This is a genomic window from Treponema parvum, assembly GCF_017893965.1.
GTDB classification, from domain to species: domain Bacteria; phylum Spirochaetota; class Spirochaetia; order Treponematales; family Treponemataceae; genus Treponema_D; species Treponema_D parvum.
Genome location: NZ_CP054142.1, coordinates 466418 through 484829, shown reverse-complemented (window position 1 = coordinate 484829; position 18412 = coordinate 466418). Strand labels below are relative to the sequence as shown.

The window sequence follows — 18412 nt, the reverse complement described above, 5'->3', positions numbered from 1 at the left end:
CAATTAAACATCTCTGAAAATGAGCACATAAAAAAGGGCTGTCCTTCGTGAAGTCTTGAATAACTTCCGGAACAGCCCCGCATTTGTTTGCCTTATATTAATTTATTCCTTAATTTATTTAGATAACGACAACCGGCTTTATAAGATCTTTCGGTTTATCCTTCATAAGCATAAGAGCGTCTTCAATGTGTTCAAAGCCCTTAAATTTGTGAGTGAGCATCTTTGAACAATCCAGACGTCCTGTTACCATGAGGGAAGAAAGTTTTTCGACTCTAAGCCGTCCGCCGGGCATAAGTCCGCCGACTATTGTTTTATGTCCCATTCCGCATCCGCTCTGAACTCTTGAGAATCTTACAAATTCTCCGGAACCGAGATAGTTTACGTTTCCAATTCTTCCGCCCGGTTTTACCATCTTTATAGCCTGATCGAAAGTATCGCAATCTCCGCCAGCTATAATTACTTTGTCAACGCCTTTTCCGTGCGTCTTGTCCATAACCTGCTGAACGATATCACCTTCCTTATAGTTAATGATATCCGTCGCTCCGTATTCTTTTGCGAGTTTGCAGCAATCGGGACGTGAGCCTACGGCAAACAGATGTGAAGCGCCTCTGAGAGTTGCGGCGGCAACAGACATAAGACCAACGGGTCCTATTCCGACTACGCAAACTTTATCTCCGTATTGAACATCGGCAAGTTCGGCTCCGTGGAATCCGGTCGGAACCATATCGCTTAACATTACAGCCGGAGCGGGATCAAGACCGTCAGGCAAAAGTCCCAAGTTCGCATCAGCTTCATTTACGTGGAACAATTCACCGAAAACGCCGTCTTTAAAATTCGAAAATTTCCAACCAGCAAGCATTCCGCCCGAATGCATGGAATATCCGCCCTGAGCTTCCAAAGATCCCCAGTTAGGCGTAATAGCAGGAACAAGAACCCTGTCGCCGCGTTTAAGGGTCTTTACAAGGTTACCTACTTCGACAATTTCTCCTACGGCTTCATGCCCGAGGATCATATCCTTTCTTTCGCCCAGTGCGCCTTCCCAAACAGTGTGAATATCGGAAGTGCACGGAGAAACGGCAATAGGCTTTACGATTGCGTCAAGAGGACCGCATTCGGGATCTTTCTTTGTAATCCAGCCTGTTTTACCGATACCCAACATTGCAAAACCTTTCATCTCAACCTCCTAAAATACTATATATGTAATAGTTTACACCACAAATTTACATAAAGCAAGAAATATAATGATTGAATTTGAATCAGTTTGAACTATTTTTTTTTAACTACGGTCGATTTTTAGGCGAAGTTTTAATTAACGGTATAATTTTAATTCTTTTATCACCTTAGCCATATTTATAAAATCACTATCGTTATGCAGTAAATATAAATCGTTTTCTATCGCCGTTTCCGCTATCAAAAAATCTATCGTACTTTTAATTGTTACGCCTTTTTGTCTGCATTTCTTTATAATCGTAATCTTCCAAAAAAAACACCTTACCCTTTAAGTCTCGCAAATCTTTTCTTTTTCGATTTTGGACATATTCTTTTAGAGCGGTTTCTATCAATTCTTTTTTTGTTCGGACAGCAGTAGAATATCTAAAAGCTTCTTCCATAAGCGCATCGTTTAAGACAATATTGGTTCTCATAACAACACACCTCTTTATACACATGATAATACACATATGTCGGCACATCAAGGGAACACATTATCGCTTTTTAAATTCTTTAATATACTGTTCGAAAAATTTCTTACAGAAACGGCGGATAAACCTCCGCAATATTCCTTATTTTCCGAATACGATATTCGGCAAAAACAAACATATTTGCGGAATGAATACAAGCAATATTACTTCTCCCAAAATTGCAATTATATACGGCATGCCCTCTTTCATATATTCTTCAGTGGGGCAGTCGAGAATTTGACATACGGAATACATCGCAGTGCCTACCGGAGGCGTCATGCATCCCATCGTGACAAGCGTCATCATTATGATACCGAAATGAACAGGATCGACTCCGACCGACTTAAGAATCGGAAGAAAAATCGGAGTAAAAATCAAACAGTTTACAGTAGATTCCATAACCATTCCCATAAATAAGAGAAAGACGGTTATTAAAATCAAAAGCACATATTTGTTTGTAGTAATGCCTGTAATCACCTTTGCGATTGCGGCGGGCATACCGCTGTACGCAGAAACAAAGCCGAAAATGCCTGCGGCCGTAATTATGAGCAGGATTACGCCGTTGTCGGTAACGCTGGTATCGATGACGCCAATCAGCTTTTTTAGCGTCAAATCTTTGTAGATGAATTTTCCTACGAACATCGCGTAAACAATGGCAAAGGCGCCGGCTTCGGAAGTGGTAAAAAAACCGAAGCGTATTCCTACGATCAATATGAGGGGAAAAAGCAATGCCCAAAAACTTTCCTGCAGAGCTTTAAAAACTTCACCTGCGTGCGGAGGCCTCTTGTTTTCAACCCTGTAATTTCTCTTTTTTGAAATGACGTGAGTAGGAATCATAAGAATCGCAGTCATAAGTAATCCGGGAACGATGCCGGCGACAAACAATCTGCCTACGGAAACGTCTCCTACAAATCCGAAAACGATCAAACCCAAACTCGGCGGAATCGTAGCGGTTATGAGCCCGCCGTATGAGAGCACCGAAGCGACAAATCCTTTTGAATACCCCGCCTTAATCATGGATGGGCCGAGAAATCTGGCTTCCATAGAAGCGTCGGCGACGGCGCTTCCCGAAATGCCGCCCATTAAGGCGCTTAAGATAACGCTTACCTGAGCAAGCCCGCCCCTCATATGCCCTGTCAGCGTCTTTGCAAATTTTACAAGCCGCTCGGTGATTCCTGAAGCGTTCATAATATTGCCTGCCGTTAAAAAAAACGGAACGGCAAGGAACGTAAACGATTGTGTCGAACTGACCATTTTTTGTGCGGCTATACCCAGCGCGAGATCCGGCTTGCCGAGAAAAAAAACGAGAGAAGAAATCCCGATCACAAAAGCAATCGGCATGCCCATCAAAAGCAGTACGACAAAAAGCACAATAATCACAGTCATAATTTCTCTATCCCCTCACCGTAAAGCATTAATTATTCCGCAGCGCTTTCGAAATCCTCTTCCGAAGCTTTTCCGCACATGATCCTAATTTTTTCCACGATTTGAATAATTTCCGAAACAACCATGAGGGTACATCCAACAAAGAGAGCCGAAGTGATAAAGGAATAACTGATATTTAAAGATGTAATGAGCCTTTTTACGTTTGTTACGGATAATTTAAGCGAACCGAATCCCATAATTATCAAAAAAGCCGTTATCAACAATTTATTTATAAGATCGATAACATCTCGCACTTTTTTAGGAAAATGTCTGATTAAAATATCGACGCCGAGATTTGCTTTTCGTCTGGTAGCCTGGCTGGCGGCGCAGAATGCAAACCAGCAAAAGAGCAGCAAAATGATGTCTATAGACCACGGCAACGGAAAATTAAAAGCCCGCGACATAGCGGCGGCAAAGGTCAAACCTATGATAAAAAATAAAATCGTCCGGCTCACATACTGTTCCGCTTTGACGACGATCGCATATAGATCCTTTATTCTGTTTTTTCGCATAACACAACCTAAAAACTGTCGCAACGAGCGAGTAAGCGCGAAGTTTCGAGCTTAAGCAACACCTGCCCACCGTGTTTTGCCGCCCGATGAATCGAACAAAACGACGGCTGCCGTCTAAACAGCCGCCGTACCTAACAAATTCTACTTTCCGATAATCTTGTCGATCTGTTTTTTGATGTCTGCAAAACCGCTGAATTTTGCATACACCTTATTACCGGCCGCTTTGAATTCGGCAAGATCTATTTCATTTATGACAGTGCCCGCTTTCACCATTTCCGCATCGGCGCGTTTTATGTTTTGCATGGTTAGGTTGGAAGCGTATTCGCCCGCCTTGATACTCTCTTCGATTAAGAGTTTGCGGTATGATTCCGGAAGCTTTTGAAACCACGATTCGCTTACGACCAAGCCGGTCATCAGCTGAAAATGCTGCGTGCGCGTGATGTACTTTGTCACTTCATACAATTTTAAACCGTAGGTGGCCATGTCCTGCTGCTCCGCGCCGTCAACGACCTTTTGCTGAATTGCGGAATAGACTTCACCTTGTGCAAGAGATGTGGGCTTACATCCGAACGCATCGACTGTCGCCTGCCAAACGGGAGAAGACCCCGTGCGTATTTTTAATCCTTTGAGATCCGCCATAGATTTGATAGGTTTATTGGTGATGAAATTTCTGGCTCCCTGATACCAGTTGAACGAACACACTCTGTATCCGTCCTTTTGCAATCGATCCGTCCAGCTTTTAAACAAATCGGACTGTACGATTTTATTTCCTTCTTCATACGTATCAAAGAGGTAGGGAGCGTCCAAAATGCCGATCTCTATAAGATTTCCGGAAAACCTTCCGGCGTCGGTAAGAAGTCCGATGTTCGAACCGGTTTTAACTTGCTCTACTACATCGGCCGTATCGCCTAAAAGGCCGCTCGGGAATACTTGAATTTCAAAGTCTCCCTTTGTTGCGGTTTTGATACTTTCCGCCAGTTTGTAAAGCCCCTTGGTCAACGGGTCTTCTTCGTTTTGAACATAGCTGAGTTTTAAAACATACGAAGCCTTTCCGCCTGTAGCCTTGTCTTTAGAACCCGCTGCGTTGACAGCCGCCATAGCCGCAATCATCATTACGACAGTAAACATTTTTTTCATATTTACATTCCCCCTTTTTGAGAAATATCTCACAAGTTTATACTATCCGAATACCTCGACTTTAAATCCTACAATAGAGCCGAGTTTACGGATTTCGGAAGTGTAATCGCCGTAAACGACTGCAAGATGATGACCGTAACAGCCGTTTGCAAGCGCCTGACGAAATTCCCGAGCGCCGCCTTTTACCCTGTAATAGACGACGGGACTGCAATACGTTTCTTTAAATTCACACCCGAGTATTTCTCCGGTTGCGACGAGCATTCCCGTTCCCCTGCGGTTAAAGCGCCCGAACGTTACGGTTTTTGTCTTTGCCTTGGACATATCCACTTGGATTTTACTTCCCCAGCCTTCGTAAGTAAAATGTCCCAGTTCATAGTTCATAGGGCTTTGATCATAACCTTCCATCATAATGCCCGGAACGGCATGATGAATTTCAAGTACATCTTCGTCGAAAACCTGCGTGGGATCGAACAAAAGCTTGGGCATTCCAAGCTGTGCCACCGTTTTTGAGCCTTTTTTTACCAATACGGGATTTCCCATAAAGACGGATTTTTCCGTCAAATACATAAAAATCATTTCTGCAAGCAAAGCGTTTATGTCTTCTTCACATGCCGAAGGAATTCTATCGTCTTTTAAAAGCGAATGTGTGAGACAGGGAGTACATTTATTGCGCATGGGATAACGCGAAGCGCACAATTCCTTGCATGCGGTAGTAAACGCATTACAGCCGTATTTTTCCATAAAGGCGCGCACGGAATAATAATATTTGATATCCTGCAAAATCCATTCGCGTTTTAATCCTGTTTTTTTCGAACCGGATATAAGTTTATCGGCAAGTTTTTCCATTTCGTCGGTAACTTCCAGTTTTTCCATGATATCAAACACATTTCTAAAAGCGACGCGGTTATTCCTTAATCCGTAACGCTGGAACAGTCCGAACATATCGGGAATGCTGCTGTTAACGCTGGCGGGCACCTGTTCGGTTGCGGAAAGAACTAGCATCTTCGTATTGGCGATCGCTTTTTTTACATGGAGCATCTTAATAAGTTCGTTAAATTCCTCGTAATCATGAGCCATATAAGCGTCAAGACCGATGTCTCTGTAAAAGGCGACAATGTCGACGGGAGTGGGACCGAGATTTATCATAGATATGGGTTTGCCGAAGCGTTCAAGACCGGGGACTCGGTACGTAATCAAAAACAGATCCACATCGGCTGCGTCTTGCTCCAATTTTGCAAATTCCGAATCTGATACGGCAAAACTCTCGTCAAATTCAATGTAAACAGGAGGAAGAATTGACGCATATGAGCATAGATTGTCTTCCAGTTCTTTCTTCCACACTTTAAATTGCTCTTTGCCCGTCCGTATTTCATAGGACGGTTCAAGCTCTTCGGGAAGGCCTACCCTGCACGGACCTTCCCATACGTCGCTGTGAACCATATTGCTGAATATGGGTTTGATATTTACTTTCACATCCGCAGCATATTTCATAATCTTCTCCCCCGCAAAGGAATCGCAAGTCTCTTATAAGATAAAAACGTTTCGGCGTTTTTTTATTTCCCGACTTCAGTACCGTCGCGACTTCGGGAGGCGCCTTTTATCACGTTGCTTTTACAAAAGTTTAACACCGGTTTTTTATTATTTTTATCGTTTTTCGTTTTAAAACTTTGCGTTTCATGAATTTTATGAGAAATTTTTAACTTTTCGTATGCGCTCTATCATGCAATACTATAAAAATGCGCTAGATCCGAATAAGTCAACATGGATCGTACAATCCCTAAATCGATACAAAGTGTCTATCGGAAACGAACAAAACGGCCGAAATCTTCTTTTTGAAAGAACAAAAGCTGATTTTTGTTCTTTCAAAAAGAACAAAATTAATATAAAATTATAGTCATGATGAATGAAAATCTAATTCAGCGCATTGCCGCCGCGATGAACAGAAAAATCGACAGTATCCCTTCAAATCTCCGGCCATTCACAACGGAATATGGAGTATTGCCCCGGACAGCTATTCTCACGGGTCTTAGAGGTACAGGTAAAACAACCTTCCTTCTGCATCATGCCGTCAAATCGGAAAAAAGGATACTTTATCTTTCCGCAGATAATCCAATCGTTTCCGCAGAGCAATTGTATGACTGCGTATCATACATATTTCTTAAAGGATATGACGGCGTCATAGTAGATGAAGTCCACTTTGCAAAAGATTGGAGCCTGCACCTGAAAGCGCTGTCGGATGATTTTCCGGACAGATCAATATGGGCATCCGACTCCTCGTCGCTCATTTTGAGGCAGGGGAATGCGGATCTTTCACGCCGTTTCGTAAGAATCAACATGCCGTTAATGTCCTTTAGAGAATTTCTCTTCCTTGAAATGGGCGCATCGTACGATAAATACAAGTTCGCAAGCACGCAAATTCCAGTAAAACCCTCATCGGATATTCTACAGCTATTCAACACATACAAAGAAATGGGAACAAGACCTTTTTATAAGGAAGGCAATTACAGTGAAAAAGCGTTGGCACTCTTGGATAAAACCATGAGCAGCGACGTCCCCTTCTTTGTTCCGCAGATTACGGCAAATAACATAAGACTCATGTCATCCGTAGTGGGAACTCTTGCATATTCTGCAATACCGAGAATTCAGGTAAGGTCACTATGCTCGGACTGGGCATTGAGCGCAGATAAGCTTTATCAGCTTCTAAATGTTATGGAAGCAGTGGGAATAATCAGAATAATCAGATATGAAAATGACAACAAGGCAAAAAGCTCAGGAGCCAAAATATTCTTGTCCGACCCGTGCCTATATTCGGTACTGAACGGCAACGAAGGTTCAAGAAGAGAAGCATTTGCAACAATGATTCTAAGTGAGGCCGGATACAAAGTAGATGCGTCAAAAAATGAGACATTCGGAGACTTCATTATAGGCCGGGCATACACAAATGAAAGATTTCCGATAGAAATCGGAGGAAAAAATAAAACTATCAAACAGTCGGACTATGTTATCAGAGATGGAACGGACTATCCCGTCGACAAAGCGATTCCTCTTTGGCTGCTCGCAATGCTATGGTAGAGCCGTTGCAGGTTCGCTGAAACAGTTGCTGCAGAAGTTAAACTTTCCGTATACGCTCTATCATGCCGTTAAGGCCGTTTCTTCTTTCTTTAGAGAGCAATTCGTTATCGTTTTCTATTTTTTTAAATGTGGCAAAATCAAAAGAAGCGATTTCTTCAGTAGTCCTACCGGCGCAAACTTCCGCAATAATTCGCGCAAATCCTAAAATTATCAGAGATTCGCTGTCGTATTCGATCGTCAGACGATTGTTCTTTAATCCGCACCGCACCCAGAGCTTTGATTGACATCCCTGTATGAGGTTTCTGTCGTCATGAAGATCGACGCTTTTTTCTTTAGGTTTCGACAGCGCGATATGCATAAGATAATCGTATCTGCCGAAAGAATCTTCAAATGCGTGGAATCCCTTTATCGCTTTTGCTGCGGCTTCATCCATAGTGTCCATATCAAATATAGCGCGCTTGAATTTCTTCTATGACATCGCAAAAACGCGCAATCTCCTCTTCAGTATTGTAAAAAGCGATCGATATGCGGGCAAGTCCGCTTACAAGCCCGAGCTTTTTCATAAGCGGTTGCGCGCACATTTCCCCGCAGCGGCTTGCAATTCCGCGGGCGGATAAAAGCATACTTAAGTCATAAGGACTCACAGCCGAACTGACAAAAGAAATGAGAGGCACGCGCGGACTGTTTTTTGCAATAACATTTATTCCTTCGATACGGTTTAAACGTTTTAGAGCATAATCCGTGAGACTTCTCTCATACTCGTGAAGCCGCGAGGCACCGTGCTCTCTTATGTACTGTAAAGCGGCCGCAAAACCTACGGCGCCTCCTACGTCCTGTGTTCCGGCTTCAAATTTAGCCGGCAACGGCTGCCAGCTTGAAGAGTCAAAATCCTTTCCGACACGGTTCACCATATCTCCGCCGTATGCGTCGGGAAGCATTTTGTCAAGCCACATCTTTTTTCCGTATAAAACGCCCATTCCGTTAGGCCCGTAAACCTTATGTGAAGAAAAAACAAAAAAATCGCAATCCAAGTCGTATACGTCCATATCGGCGTGCGGCGCAAGCTGAGCGCCGTCCACAAGCACCGGCACGCCGTGTGCGTGCGCAATCTTTATAAGGGTATCCAGCGGCGTTAAAACTCCGCTTCCGTTAGACGCTCCCGTCACCGCGACAAGCGCAGTTCCTTTATCGATCATACGCTCAAGAGGGGAAATATCCAAAAGGCCGTCTTCGGTAACGGGCAAAACACGGAATTCTGCGGATTTTCTGCGGCAGGCGGCAAGCCACGGCAGATAATTGGAATGATGTTCCAGTTCCGTAGTTATGATGTTTCCGCCCGACTTAAGAAAAGCGTCGCAAAATGCTCGCGCTACGATATTGATCGATTCGGTTGTGTTCTTTGTAAATATGATTTCACAGTCATCCTTTGCCCCGATAAACTCCTTTACGATACGCCGTGAATTTTCATATAATTCGGTAGAGCGCCTGCTGAGCGCATAGGCGCCGCGGTGTATATTTGCGTTTTCAGTTTCATAGTATTTGCTTATAGCGTGAATAACCGAACGCGGCTTTTGCGTGGTTGCGGCATTGTCCAAATAGATAAAATTTCGATCGCCGGAGTCTATAAGCGGGAAATCCTTTCTGATACTTGTTATATCAATCGTATGACGCCTCCTTGTCGCTCGTCCGCCTTACATATTCGGGATACAGAAGAGCGACTAAATCCGAAACCGTTTCCACTTCGGACGCCGCATCGTCGTTCAGCCGTATTCCCAATTTTTTTTCAAGATTCATCATAAAAAATACTTTTTTTTGAACGGCGGAATTTGTGTGATGGCAATCGTATTTGCCTATACGTAAATCGACGCTTGTCAAATTGGCTTCGGACTTATCCGCCAAAGAGGCCCTAATGCTCATCACCGAAAGCGCGTATATGTTTTCTTCGTCCGTATTCGAATCGAGCATAAATTTGGCAAGAAGATATTGTTTTATATAAATTTTAAAAGAATCGATATCGCATGTTGACGACAACAGCTTGGACATAATTTTTTCGGCATGCGCGTCAAAAGCCATATAGGTGCGAATATACTCTTTGTCAATCATAGATAAAGTATAATACAAAATACCCGCATTTTTTTGCGTTTCGGTAATATTTGTTTACATTTCAAGAAAACGACAGTACAATAATATGCGAATGATATGGAAAGAAAAGATTATCATCTTTACTATGAATCATTCAGTGAAGACTTCCTGTTAAAGCATAAAACTACGTTCAGCCCGGAGAAGCATCGATTTCATATTCATGATGTGTTTGAAATTTTATTTATACGGTCAAGAAACGCCGTATGCAATATCGATGAAAAATCCTATCGCATAGCCGCAGATACGATTGTCCTTTTAAATAATACGGACCTTCATTTAATAACGTTGGATGCGGAAGGCCAATACGACCGGTACGTTTTATTTTTCAAACCGGAATACATCGATGCGTTGTCCTCCCCCGTAACAAATCTGCTTGAATGCTTTTTTTTCAGACCTTTTCCCGATTCGCAAATACTAGAACTTAACAGCGGATCAGCGGAAAACATCGTCGCCATGATGGAAAAAATTATCAACACCGTCGACACGGAAAAAGAAGAATCGTACGGCAAAGATTTAAACAGTAAATTTTTAATTGGAGAGCTGCTCATATATATAAATCGGTTATATCGCTCATATCACAATATTCTGCCTACGACCATATTGCCCGACTACAAAAAGATATATTCGCTCATAACCTACATTCATACGAATCTCGAATCGGAACTGTCGCTCGACAGCCTCGCAAAGTATGTGGGAACCAACAAGCATACTCTGTGCGATCTTTTCAAAAAAGTAACGGGTTTTTCTCCGAATCAATACATAATAAACTGCCGGATCATGAAGGCAAAAGAGCTTCTTGCAAACAATATGCCCGTCGACAGCGTGTGCGCGGCGGTAGGCTACAATACATTGTCACATTTTACCAGAATATTCAAACAGCACACGGAACTGTCGCCCAAACAGTATGCGATATTAAACAGAACTACAGATGCGTAAAAGGCGCTCACTAAACGCCCGGTTTGCCGATCGGGCGGAAAGCTTATCATACTCGTGTTTGCAAAACCGGCATAAAATGCCAAACGGCCGCTCCGATACTCCGACGGGCTATGAAGGTATCCGCGGCATACGCATAACGAATTTTATTGTTGACGATCGTCATATTTTTTTATTATTTTAAATACGATTGATGTCCTGCAATTTTTTGTAATCGCGAGGAAATATAACATTTTTAATACGAGGTTTATATGACAAAGGAATTGGAAACAAAATTAAATCTGTATCTTGCAAATCAGATGATCGATTATGTAAAAAAACATAACCTGCATTGGAACTTAAAGGGAAACGCGTTTTTTACCCTACATGCGAAACTTGAAGAGCTTTATGACGAAACAAGCGACATTCTCGATGAAGTTGCGGAACGCATTCTCGCGCTCGGCGGAAATCCCGTTTCTAATATGAAAAAAGCTCTGTCAATAGCGACGATAAAAGAATTGGAGGACGGTCCCAAGTCTACCGAACAGACTATCCGCGCTCTCGTTTCCGACACCGACTATTGGATCAAAGATTCGAAAGAAATCGTAGACCTTGCTGAAAAAGAGGGCGATGCCGTTACTGCGGATATGTTCAACGGTTACACAAAAGAATATCAAAAATTGGCGTGGATGTTAAAAGCGTATAACAGCTGATAAACTTTTTTCAGTGCGGGTTAAGCGTTTTCGACTGCTCAAAAGCGAATAACCCGCCGTCAAAGGCCGCGATCTAACTTTTTGAGAAAAATTCCGTAAATATAACGCTCCAAACGGCACGCAACAAGAACCTTGCCTTGAACATTTCGTTTTCAAATCTCGCCATTCAGTTGACACACTAAATGGTTGGGAAATTTTGACTTTTATCAAACTCGAAGTTAAAATTAAATACAAAGAAGGTTCAATATGTATAGAAAACTGGCAATCATAACAGGGGCGGCGCAAGGAATAGGAAAAGCTACGGCAGAAAGATTCTTAAAAGAAGACTATCAAGCGGCCGTTGTTGACATCAACAAAGAAAAATTAGAAAAAGTTTACTTAAACGGTGATTACAACAAAGAGCAGATCCTCATATATGGCTGCGACATCAGCGACAGTCATGCCGTGAATGATATGACGGCCGCAATACTTAAAAAAGTAAAGCATATTGACGTGCTGGTAAATTGCGCCGGTATCGTACAGACGGGTAAGATTAAAGATATGAGCGATGATGAATGGGAGAAGACCTTTAAAGTCAATCTTTTCGGGATGTTTTACCTATGCAGAGCCGTTATTCCGACCTTTGAAGCCCAAAAGCATGGAAAGATCGTTAATGTTTCATCTCTCGCAGGCAAAAACGGCGGTATAAATTCAGGAGCAGCTTATTCAGCTTCCAAGGCCGGCGTTATTTCTTTGACCAGAACTCTTGCTAAAGAATTAGCCCCTTATAATATCAACGTGAATGCCATTGCACCGGGAATGGTCGATACGGAAATTTTACAAAAGTACACGGAAGAACAACGATCCAACACAATGAAGACAATACCGCTTGGTCGCTTCGGCCGTCCCGATGAAATTGCAAACGTCATATACTTTTTATCCAGTGAAGAATCAAGCTATATAACAGGCGAACTTATAGACATTAACGGCGGAACATATTTGGACAACTAGATATCAGCTTGGAAACTTCAAAAAAGTTTTTATTTTGAGGCGCATTTTTCCTTGTTCAGCATGATATCTAAAATATTTTTGTCTACTTGTTCCATGCCGTCATGAGTAATATACGAGAGGTTGTCTACAGAGTTCTCCATATCGTTTCCAATTATTCCGCATTCGGCGTCGGGAGAAAGACCCGCAAAAGCTAATTTGATTGATAAAAAAGCGCTTTGCAAACAAGAATAAATTTTAAGCGCACAGGTCATTTTTGCGCCGTCACATACAATGCCCGTTAAATTTCCGATCATATTATCAACAACTCTTTCCATGACTTTTTTAGTTCCGCCTTGGAGAAAAGCCAATCCGCAACCGGTTCCGATAGCGGCCGTGAACGCGCCGCATTGAGCCGAAAGCCGCCCTTTTTTTGCAGAAAGCATTAAGCCTACCAGCTCGGCAATGCATAAAGCTTGCGCTGTATCCCTCTGAGACTTTTTCAGGTACTTGGCAACAACGGCAATCGGAATGGAAAGAGTCATTCCTTGGTTTCCACTGCCGCTGTTTATCATAACCGGAAGCTGACATCCCGCCATCCTTGCATCGCTTCCGCCGGCAGCTAAGGCGGCGCCTAAATTATAAGCATCCTGCAAAGTTTTAGGATAAGGCGGTAATTCCTTCATCAAAGTTTTACCTACGGAAAGTCCGTATTCTTCATTCAAAGATTGCTCGGCAATCTTCATATTGACGTCAATGGCCTTTTCAAGCAAAATCTCTATTTCTTTAGGCATGTTTTTTGAATAAGTAACGATATCCGATAAAGTAAGTTTTTCAACTTGATCAGGATCAATTTTATGTCCGATTGAATCAACCGCTTTATCTTTCAACACAACACCGTCTTTTTCAATATGTGAAAAACTTGTATGCGATCCGCTTATAACGGCAACGGAAGAATGCTTTTCGTTTGAAAGGACAACCTTAATATACAAGGGCAGATTGCTTTGAATTAATTCCAAGTCCGGATTTAAACCGGATGCATACTGTTTTTGCACGGGCGAAACGGTTGAAAGGATATCCAGTCCCTCAGAAACATCAGCGACTGCAATTCCCAAGCAAACGGCAGCTTTTACTCCTTTTTTATCAAAACCGGGAATGTGTACTCCCATAGCATTCTTCAAAATATCACGGGTTGTATAGATTTCGATTTTTACAGGCCTGCCATCCAACAATTCGGCCGCCTTAGCTCCGGCTAAAGCACAGGCTGCCGGTTCGGTGCACCCCATAGCCAGAATCATTTCCTGTTTTAGCAAATCCGAAATCATTCTTCGCTTTTCATCATTGATCATTTTATGTTTTCCTAGATAGTTCTTCCGTAAAATTTCTCTTAATTCTACCAACCAAAGCAGTATCATCAACCAATCTTGAAGCGGCAGAGGCCAACGATTTTGCAGCAAAAAGCATACCTTTTTTCCCAATTTCGCTTCCTACACAAACAGTGACCATCCAACTGTGATTCGGAGTTCCAATAGGATAGCAGGCGCAAAACAGCATTCCTGTAGGAACAATCCAGCTGACATCGCTAATATCGGATGATCCCATAATAGAGTAAGATACTCCTGTCGGAACCTTTATTCCCGTATCCAAAACATTATCCGACACGGGGCGATTACCGTTCTTCAAAATTCTCCTTGAAAAGGCTATGTCATCTTCAGTCCAGCTCAAGCACTCTGCATTTTCGCGCATTCCTTCATCAATAACTTTCACCAGCTCAGGGACAATCAAGGTTTCATGGCAACCGGTTATGTCTTCCGAATCAAAAGTCGTATCTGTCATAAGCGCCGCTCCCTGAGCGATATTTTTTAAGCGATTAATCATTATATTGACATCGGAATCATGAAAGCCCCGCACAAAATACCATACGCCGGCTTTGTCCGGAACAATATTCGGTTTTTCACCTCCGTTAGTTATCACATAGTGCAGCTGCCCGCCGAACGGAGTATGTTCGCGGTAGTAATTTGCGGCGACATTCATAAGTTCGACGGCATCCAAGGCGCTCTTGCCCTTATCCGGAGCCATAGATGCATGACTGGCCACTCCGTTAAAAGAAAATTTGATCGAACGCATTGCCTGATATGAAGCCTCGGACGCCATATTATATTCGCCCGGGTGCCAAGATAAGGCTACATCGAGATCATTAAAAATTCCGGCTTTAGCCATCACAATTTTACCAAGCATAATCTCTTCCGACGGACAACCGAAAACTGTAATACATGCTTTTTTACCGGTTTTTTGCAGGAAATTTTTCAATGAAATTGCGGCGCCCGCTACGGCCGTTCCCAAAAGATTATGTCCGCATCCGTGCCCGTAAGCCTGTCCTTCAATAGGGTTGGCATAATCCGTCAAGTTTTGTGATAATCCTGGCAAGGCATCATACTCGGCAAGGAAACCGATCTTGACGCCCGCATCACCCCACTGGGCTCGAAAAGCCGTAGGAAGTCCGGCGATTCCCATTTCGATACGGAACCCGTTTTGTTTAAGAAATTCCGCTAAACGATCAGCCGAACGCTCTTCATGCTCGGATAACTCAGGGTGCTCCCATAAGTCAAAAGCGACGGCCCATAACGAGTCCTCATTATCACAGATCCAGTCAATAACTTTCATTTGTCAAAAAATTTTTTAAGCAAGTTGACGTCTTTACCGGTCGGGCATACCCAATAATCAAGAAGCATTCCCGAATGCATTAGATCAACAACCGTTTTCCCCAATTCGCCTTCAATTCGCATATCCGCTTTTTCAAATATATCATCCGTTTTTTCGGTACCGATTTCGTTAGTAAGAGTTTCCTTTAATGTTTTATAAATATGACCGCAGTGATATTCCCACAATCTGATTCTTGTATCTCCAAGCTTTTTTTGAATATCCACATTGTCTTTTTTATTCTCTTCCGTCATATCTGCGCCGTTCCATTTGAAGTAGCAGAATTCATCTCCCTTACTCTGATTAGTATCAAGACCGAGTTCAAGGTCATTATTAAAACCCTTAACCAGCGCCGCGTCCACATACTTGCAATAAAGCTCGCCCATTTTGAGCATGTTCTTTTCTTTCCATTCGGCATTCCAAGGACACTTGTAGACATTCCAAACGGCATCGGGAGAACTTTCGGCAATACGAACATCCATTTCTCCGGCAGCAGGAGCCCATTCGCCGAAAGCCAGATAATTTTTCATTGAAAGTTCTTTACCGTTCATAACGGCAAGCTGAGCCATACGAGCTCCTCTCTGATTTCCATAAGTAATGATCCCTTTTATAAGAGCTTCTTCGTTTCGAGCATCGTTTTTAAGGGTCTCCTCCGCAATAACTCCATAGATAAAGGCATGATTACGTGCATTCAACGGCATAAATCCTCCTATAGACCTAAATAGGCTTTTTTTATCGAATCGTCAGCAAGCAATGTCTTTGAGCTGTTCCGATTAATGATTTTCCCCGTCTCCAAAACAAAAGCGTACGAGGACACATTCAAGGCTAAATTGGCATTTTGCTCAACGAGGAAAATAGTTTTTCCCAATTTATTTATTTCAACTATGAATTCAAAGATTTTTTCGACAACTATCGGAGCAATTCCCAAACTCGGTTCATCCAATAGTAGAACGGAAGGATCGCTTGCCAAGCCTCTGGCTATGGCCAGCATTTGCTGTTCTCCTCCGCTTAGGGTTCCGCCAAGCTGATTTCGTCTTTCTTTGAGAATAGGAAAAAGTTGATAACACATATCAATTTTTTCTTTTACAAAAGCTTTGTCGTTGTAACGATTATATGCTCCTACTCTTATATTATTTTCTACAGAAAGAGTTGCAAAAATTTTTCTTCCTTCCGGAACCTGAACCAATCCCTTGTTAGCTATTATATGGGACTTTTTTCCGGTAATATCTTCTCCTTGGAAGGTTATAGCGCCGCTTTTAACAGGTATAGTACTGGAAATAGCATTTAAGAGAGAAGTTTTCCCAGCCCCGTTGGCGCCGATTAGAGCCACTATAGCCCCGGCTTCAATATCTAAGCTGACATCCTGCAAAGCATTAACGCCTCCATAGGAGACACATAAATTCTTTACGCTAAGAACCGTTTTCATTTTTTGCTCCTATAGGCTTTCCCAAGGTAAGCCTCAATGACTAATTCGTTGTTTTGAATCTCGTCTTTTCCTCCTTCCGCAATCTTCTTGCCGTGATCCAAAACCGTTATCATATCGGCCAGAGACATAACCATCCTGACATGATGTTCAATCAACAATATGGTGTATCCCTTTTCTTTAAGACCCAAAATAAAATTTTTTAATCCGTCCGTTTCTATCGGATTCATACCGGCCGCAGGCTCATCCAGCAACAATAGTTTCGGATTGGAAATTAATGCCCGAGCTATCTCCAATTTTCGTTGATCGCCATACGGTAAGCTCCCTGCGGGGTTATGAAGAACACCTCCCAGTTCAACCGACTTAAGCAACTCAACGGCCTTTTCAATCAATCGTTCCTCTTCATTTTTCTCAGCTTTCGTATGAAAAATATCTTGAAGCAGATTACTTTTAGCGTTCATATGGGATCCGCACAGAACATTCTCCAATACGGAAAGAGATTTAAAAAGCTTTATATTCTGAAAAGTTCTGCCGACAGCATTGCGGGCGATCTTGTCAGGGGGAAGCCCCTGAATTTCTTTCCCTTGAAGTTTTATTACGCCTTCATCAAGGGCATGTATTCCTGAAACCGCATTAAAAAAAGTCGATTTTCCCGCGCCGTTAGGACCTATTATGGAATGAATCGTATGCTCTTTGACTTTTAACGAAACGTGATCAACAGCAACAAGCCCTCCGAATTTGACCGTAACATTGTTAGCTTCAAGCACGTACGACCTCCTTCTTTAATCCATGGAACAATCTTCCGAATTTAATACCGCAGATTCCTTTTGGGGCGAAAACTATAGTACAAATTAAAGCTAAACTATAAATCATCTGTCTGTATTCCGACATAAATCTGAATAATTCGGGCAGAATAACCAAAACAATAGCGCCGATAACCGGACCGATACAGGTTCCCATACCGCCAATGACAACCATTGACACCATATTGATTGATTCATTTATATTAAAGGCATCCGCGTTAACGAATCTTGTAAAGTGGGCATAGAAGCTTCCAGCTATTCCCGCAATAAAACAGGATAGAATCATTGTGATTATCTTATATTTGAAAGCATTTATGCCGAGACTTTTTGCTGCTTGCTCGTCTTCACGTATAGACATCAAACTGCGTCCTGTATTGGAGTGAATGAAGTTGTAGATGCCTGTTAAAACCAATATTACCAAAATCAGGCCTAGGTAATAATAAAGCGGCATTGTGAAAGGCTTGCCCAAAAACACAGGAGACGGAACCCCCTGAATTCCCAAGGGACCGCCTGTAAATTCAATCGAATTGAGAATTATAATTCTTAATACTTCGCTCAGTCCTAAGGTGGCAAAGGTAAAGAAAATATCGCTAAGCCTCAAAGTAGCAAAACCGATTAAAAAACCGGCAAAAGCCGCCAATATTCCCGCCGCCAGCATGCAGATCGGGAAAGGTACTCCGAGTCTGGTAGACAACAAACCGGAAGTATAAGCGCCGATACAATAGAAAGCGGCATGCCCCATTGAAAAAAGCCCAAGATGACCGATAAGAAGATTTAAACTGCTTGTCAAAAGGATATAAATCATTGCCATGATTAAAATCCTTTGGTAGTAAGCATTGTCAATCAAAACAGGAAAAAGAAAGGCAAGCAATACCGCAATCGCAAAAGCAATTTTTTTTGAATCAAGTTTCAGCATATTATTCTTCAT

At 42.4% G+C, this 18412-nt stretch carries 19 protein-coding genes; 4 read left to right on the top strand and 15 right to left on the bottom strand.

The genetic code is table 11. From position 1 onward, the window contains the following. Positions 1 to 118: 118 nt before the first annotated feature. The 6 genes from HRQ91_RS02285 to HRQ91_RS02260 form a co-directional block, all read right to left on the bottom strand. Positions 119 to 1174 (bottom strand): NAD(P)-dependent alcohol dehydrogenase, encoded by a 1056-nt coding sequence (locus tag HRQ91_RS02285; RefSeq protein ID WP_210117137.1) that lies wholly within the window; start codon positions 1172 to 1174, stop codon positions 119 to 121. 256 nt (positions 1175 to 1430) lie between these two features. Next, complete coding sequence (locus HRQ91_RS02280) at positions 1431 to 1643, bottom strand: type II toxin-antitoxin system VapB family antitoxin (RefSeq protein WP_210120071.1); 213 nt, start codon at positions 1641 to 1643, stop codon at positions 1431 to 1433. Between the two features lie 138 nt (positions 1644 to 1781). Continuing rightward, positions 1782 to 3065: a TRAP transporter large permease gene (locus tag HRQ91_RS02275; RefSeq protein ID WP_210120070.1), complete on the bottom strand. Its 1284-nt coding sequence runs from the start codon at positions 3063 to 3065 to the stop codon at positions 1782 to 1784. A 32-nt stretch (positions 3066 to 3097) separates the two neighbouring features. Beyond that, complete coding sequence (locus HRQ91_RS02270; RefSeq protein WP_210120069.1) at positions 3098 to 3616, bottom strand: TRAP transporter small permease; 519 nt, start codon at positions 3614 to 3616, stop codon at positions 3098 to 3100. A gap of 141 nt (positions 3617 to 3757) precedes the next feature. After that, positions 3758 to 4753: a C4-dicarboxylate TRAP transporter substrate-binding protein gene (locus HRQ91_RS02265; protein ID WP_210120068.1), complete on the bottom strand. Its 996-nt coding sequence runs from the start codon at positions 4751 to 4753 to the stop codon at positions 3758 to 3760. 42 nt (positions 4754 to 4795) lie between these two features. After that, positions 4796 to 6244 (bottom strand): hypothetical protein, encoded by a 1449-nt coding sequence (locus HRQ91_RS02260; protein WP_210120067.1) that lies wholly within the window; start codon positions 6242 to 6244, stop codon positions 4796 to 4798. Positions 6245 to 6649: 405 nt separating this feature from the next. Here HRQ91_RS02260 and HRQ91_RS02255 point away from each other — a divergent pair, with 405 nt between their 5' ends. After that, positions 6650 to 7825 carry an ATP-binding protein gene (locus tag HRQ91_RS02255; RefSeq protein WP_210120066.1) on the top strand — a complete coding sequence of 392 codons (1176 nt, stop codon included), beginning with the start codon at positions 6650 to 6652 and terminating at the stop codon, positions 7823 to 7825. A gap of 37 nt (positions 7826 to 7862) precedes the next feature. On the opposite strand, the gene HRQ91_RS02250 is transcribed toward HRQ91_RS02255, so the two are convergent. The 3 genes from HRQ91_RS02250 to HRQ91_RS02240 all read right to left on the bottom strand — a co-directional run bounded on the left by HRQ91_RS02250 (position 7863) and on the right by HRQ91_RS02240 (position 9928). Then, positions 7863 to 8267 carry a SufE family protein gene (locus tag HRQ91_RS02250; RefSeq protein WP_210120065.1) on the bottom strand — a complete coding sequence of 135 codons (405 nt, stop codon included), beginning with the start codon at positions 8265 to 8267 and terminating at the stop codon, positions 7863 to 7865. Position 8268: 1 nt separating this feature from the next. Beyond that, positions 8269 to 9420 (bottom strand): aminotransferase class V-fold PLP-dependent enzyme, encoded by a 1152-nt coding sequence (locus tag HRQ91_RS02245; protein ID WP_210120064.1) that lies wholly within the window; start codon positions 9418 to 9420, stop codon positions 8269 to 8271. Positions 9421 to 9481: 61 nt separating this feature from the next. Then, on the bottom strand, positions 9482 to 9928 hold the full coding sequence (locus HRQ91_RS02240) for an acyl carrier protein (RefSeq protein WP_210120063.1): 447 nt from the start codon (positions 9926 to 9928) through the stop codon (positions 9482 to 9484). A gap of 96 nt (positions 9929 to 10024) precedes the next feature. Between HRQ91_RS02240 and HRQ91_RS02235 the strand changes: the two genes are divergently transcribed. The 3 genes from HRQ91_RS02235 to HRQ91_RS02225 all read left to right on the top strand — a co-directional run bounded on the left by HRQ91_RS02235 (position 10025) and on the right by HRQ91_RS02225 (position 12582). Next, positions 10025 to 10903: an AraC family transcriptional regulator gene (locus tag HRQ91_RS02235; RefSeq protein WP_210120062.1), complete on the top strand. Its 879-nt coding sequence runs from the start codon at positions 10025 to 10027 to the stop codon at positions 10901 to 10903. A gap of 248 nt (positions 10904 to 11151) precedes the next feature. Beyond that, positions 11152 to 11592, top strand: coding sequence for a Dps family protein (locus HRQ91_RS02230; protein WP_210120061.1), 441 nt, complete (start codon positions 11152 to 11154; stop codon positions 11590 to 11592). 246 nt (positions 11593 to 11838) lie between these two features. After that, a complete protein-coding gene (locus HRQ91_RS02225; protein ID WP_210120060.1) occupies positions 11839 to 12582 on the top strand; it encodes an SDR family NAD(P)-dependent oxidoreductase in 744 nt (247 codons plus the stop codon). A gap of 29 nt (positions 12583 to 12611) precedes the next feature. Here HRQ91_RS02225 and HRQ91_RS02220 read toward each other — a convergent pair whose 3' ends face one another. From HRQ91_RS02220 to HRQ91_RS02195, 6 genes are read right to left on the bottom strand one after another with little or no spacing between them, the layout of a single operon-like run. Then, positions 12612 to 13907, bottom strand: coding sequence for an L-cysteine desulfidase family protein (locus tag HRQ91_RS02220; RefSeq protein WP_246473257.1), 1296 nt, complete (start codon positions 13905 to 13907; stop codon positions 12612 to 12614). A 1-nt stretch (position 13908) separates the two neighbouring features. After that, positions 13909 to 15222 (bottom strand): amidohydrolase, encoded by a 1314-nt coding sequence (locus tag HRQ91_RS02215; protein WP_210120059.1) that lies wholly within the window; start codon positions 15220 to 15222, stop codon positions 13909 to 13911. Beyond that, entirely contained in the window at positions 15219 to 15959 is a 741-nt protein-coding gene (locus HRQ91_RS02210) for an L-2-amino-thiazoline-4-carboxylic acid hydrolase (RefSeq protein ID WP_210120058.1), read from the bottom strand. The genes HRQ91_RS02215 and HRQ91_RS02210 overlap by 4 nt, the downstream gene beginning before the upstream one ends. 8 nt (positions 15960 to 15967) lie before the next feature. Beyond that, positions 15968 to 16684, bottom strand: a complete 717-nt coding sequence (locus HRQ91_RS02205; protein WP_210120057.1) for an ABC transporter ATP-binding protein — start codon at positions 16682 to 16684, stop codon at positions 15968 to 15970. Then, the gene (locus tag HRQ91_RS02200) at positions 16681 to 17448 is read right to left on the bottom strand and encodes an ABC transporter ATP-binding protein (RefSeq protein ID WP_210120056.1); all 768 of its coding nucleotides are present in this window, start codon (positions 17446 to 17448) and stop codon (positions 16681 to 16683) included. Before HRQ91_RS02200 ends, HRQ91_RS02205 begins: the two co-directional genes overlap by 4 nt. Then, the gene (locus HRQ91_RS02195; RefSeq protein WP_210120055.1) at positions 17441 to 18412 is read right to left on the bottom strand and encodes a branched-chain amino acid ABC transporter permease; all 972 of its coding nucleotides are present in this window, start codon (positions 18410 to 18412) and stop codon (positions 17441 to 17443) included. Before HRQ91_RS02195 ends, HRQ91_RS02200 begins: the two co-directional genes overlap by 8 nt.

Coding starts and splice junctions, on each gene's coding strand:
- HRQ91_RS02235 (WP_210120062.1), top strand. CDS start 10,025: ATGGAAAGAAAAGATTATCATCTTTACTATGAATCATTCAGTGAAGAC.
- HRQ91_RS02240 (WP_210120063.1), bottom strand. CDS start 9,928: ATGATTGACAAAGAGTATATTCGCACCTATATGGCTTTTGACGCGCAT.
- HRQ91_RS02285 (WP_210117137.1), bottom strand. CDS start 1,174: ATGAAAGGTTTTGCAATGTTGGGTATCGGTAAAACAGGCTGGATTACA.
- HRQ91_RS02215 (WP_210120059.1), bottom strand. CDS start 15,222: ATGAAAGTTATTGACTGGATCTGTGATAATGAGGACTCGTTATGGGCC.
- HRQ91_RS02250 (WP_210120065.1), bottom strand. CDS start 8,267: ATGGACACTATGGATGAAGCCGCAGCAAAAGCGATAAAGGGATTCCAC.
- HRQ91_RS02265 (WP_210120068.1), bottom strand. CDS start 4,753: ATGAAAAAAATGTTTACTGTCGTAATGATGATTGCGGCTATGGCGGCT.
- HRQ91_RS02195 (WP_210120055.1), bottom strand. CDS start 18,412: ATGAAGAATAATATGCTGAAACTTGATTCAAAAAAAATTGCTTTTGCG.
- HRQ91_RS02270 (WP_210120069.1), bottom strand. CDS start 3,616: ATGCGAAAAAACAGAATAAAGGATCTATATGCGATCGTCGTCAAAGCG.
- HRQ91_RS02255 (WP_210120066.1), top strand. CDS start 6,650: ATGATGAATGAAAATCTAATTCAGCGCATTGCCGCCGCGATGAACAGA.
- HRQ91_RS02205 (WP_210120057.1), bottom strand. CDS start 16,684: ATGAAAACGGTTCTTAGCGTAAAGAATTTATGTGTCTCCTATGGAGGC.
- HRQ91_RS02225 (WP_210120060.1), top strand. CDS start 11,839: ATGTATAGAAAACTGGCAATCATAACAGGGGCGGCGCAAGGAATAGGA.
- HRQ91_RS02220 (WP_246473257.1), bottom strand. CDS start 13,907: ATGATCAATGATGAAAAGCGAAGAATGATTTCGGATTTGCTAAAACAG.
- HRQ91_RS02260 (WP_210120067.1), bottom strand. CDS start 6,244: ATGAAATATGCTGCGGATGTGAAAGTAAATATCAAACCCATATTCAGC.
- HRQ91_RS02275 (WP_210120070.1), bottom strand. CDS start 3,065: ATGACTGTGATTATTGTGCTTTTTGTCGTACTGCTTTTGATGGGCATG.
- HRQ91_RS02210 (WP_210120058.1), bottom strand. CDS start 15,959: ATGCCGTTGAATGCACGTAATCATGCCTTTATCTATGGAGTTATTGCG.
- HRQ91_RS02280 (WP_210120071.1), bottom strand. CDS start 1,643: ATGAGAACCAATATTGTCTTAAACGATGCGCTTATGGAAGAAGCTTTT.
- HRQ91_RS02230 (WP_210120061.1), top strand. CDS start 11,152: ATGACAAAGGAATTGGAAACAAAATTAAATCTGTATCTTGCAAATCAG.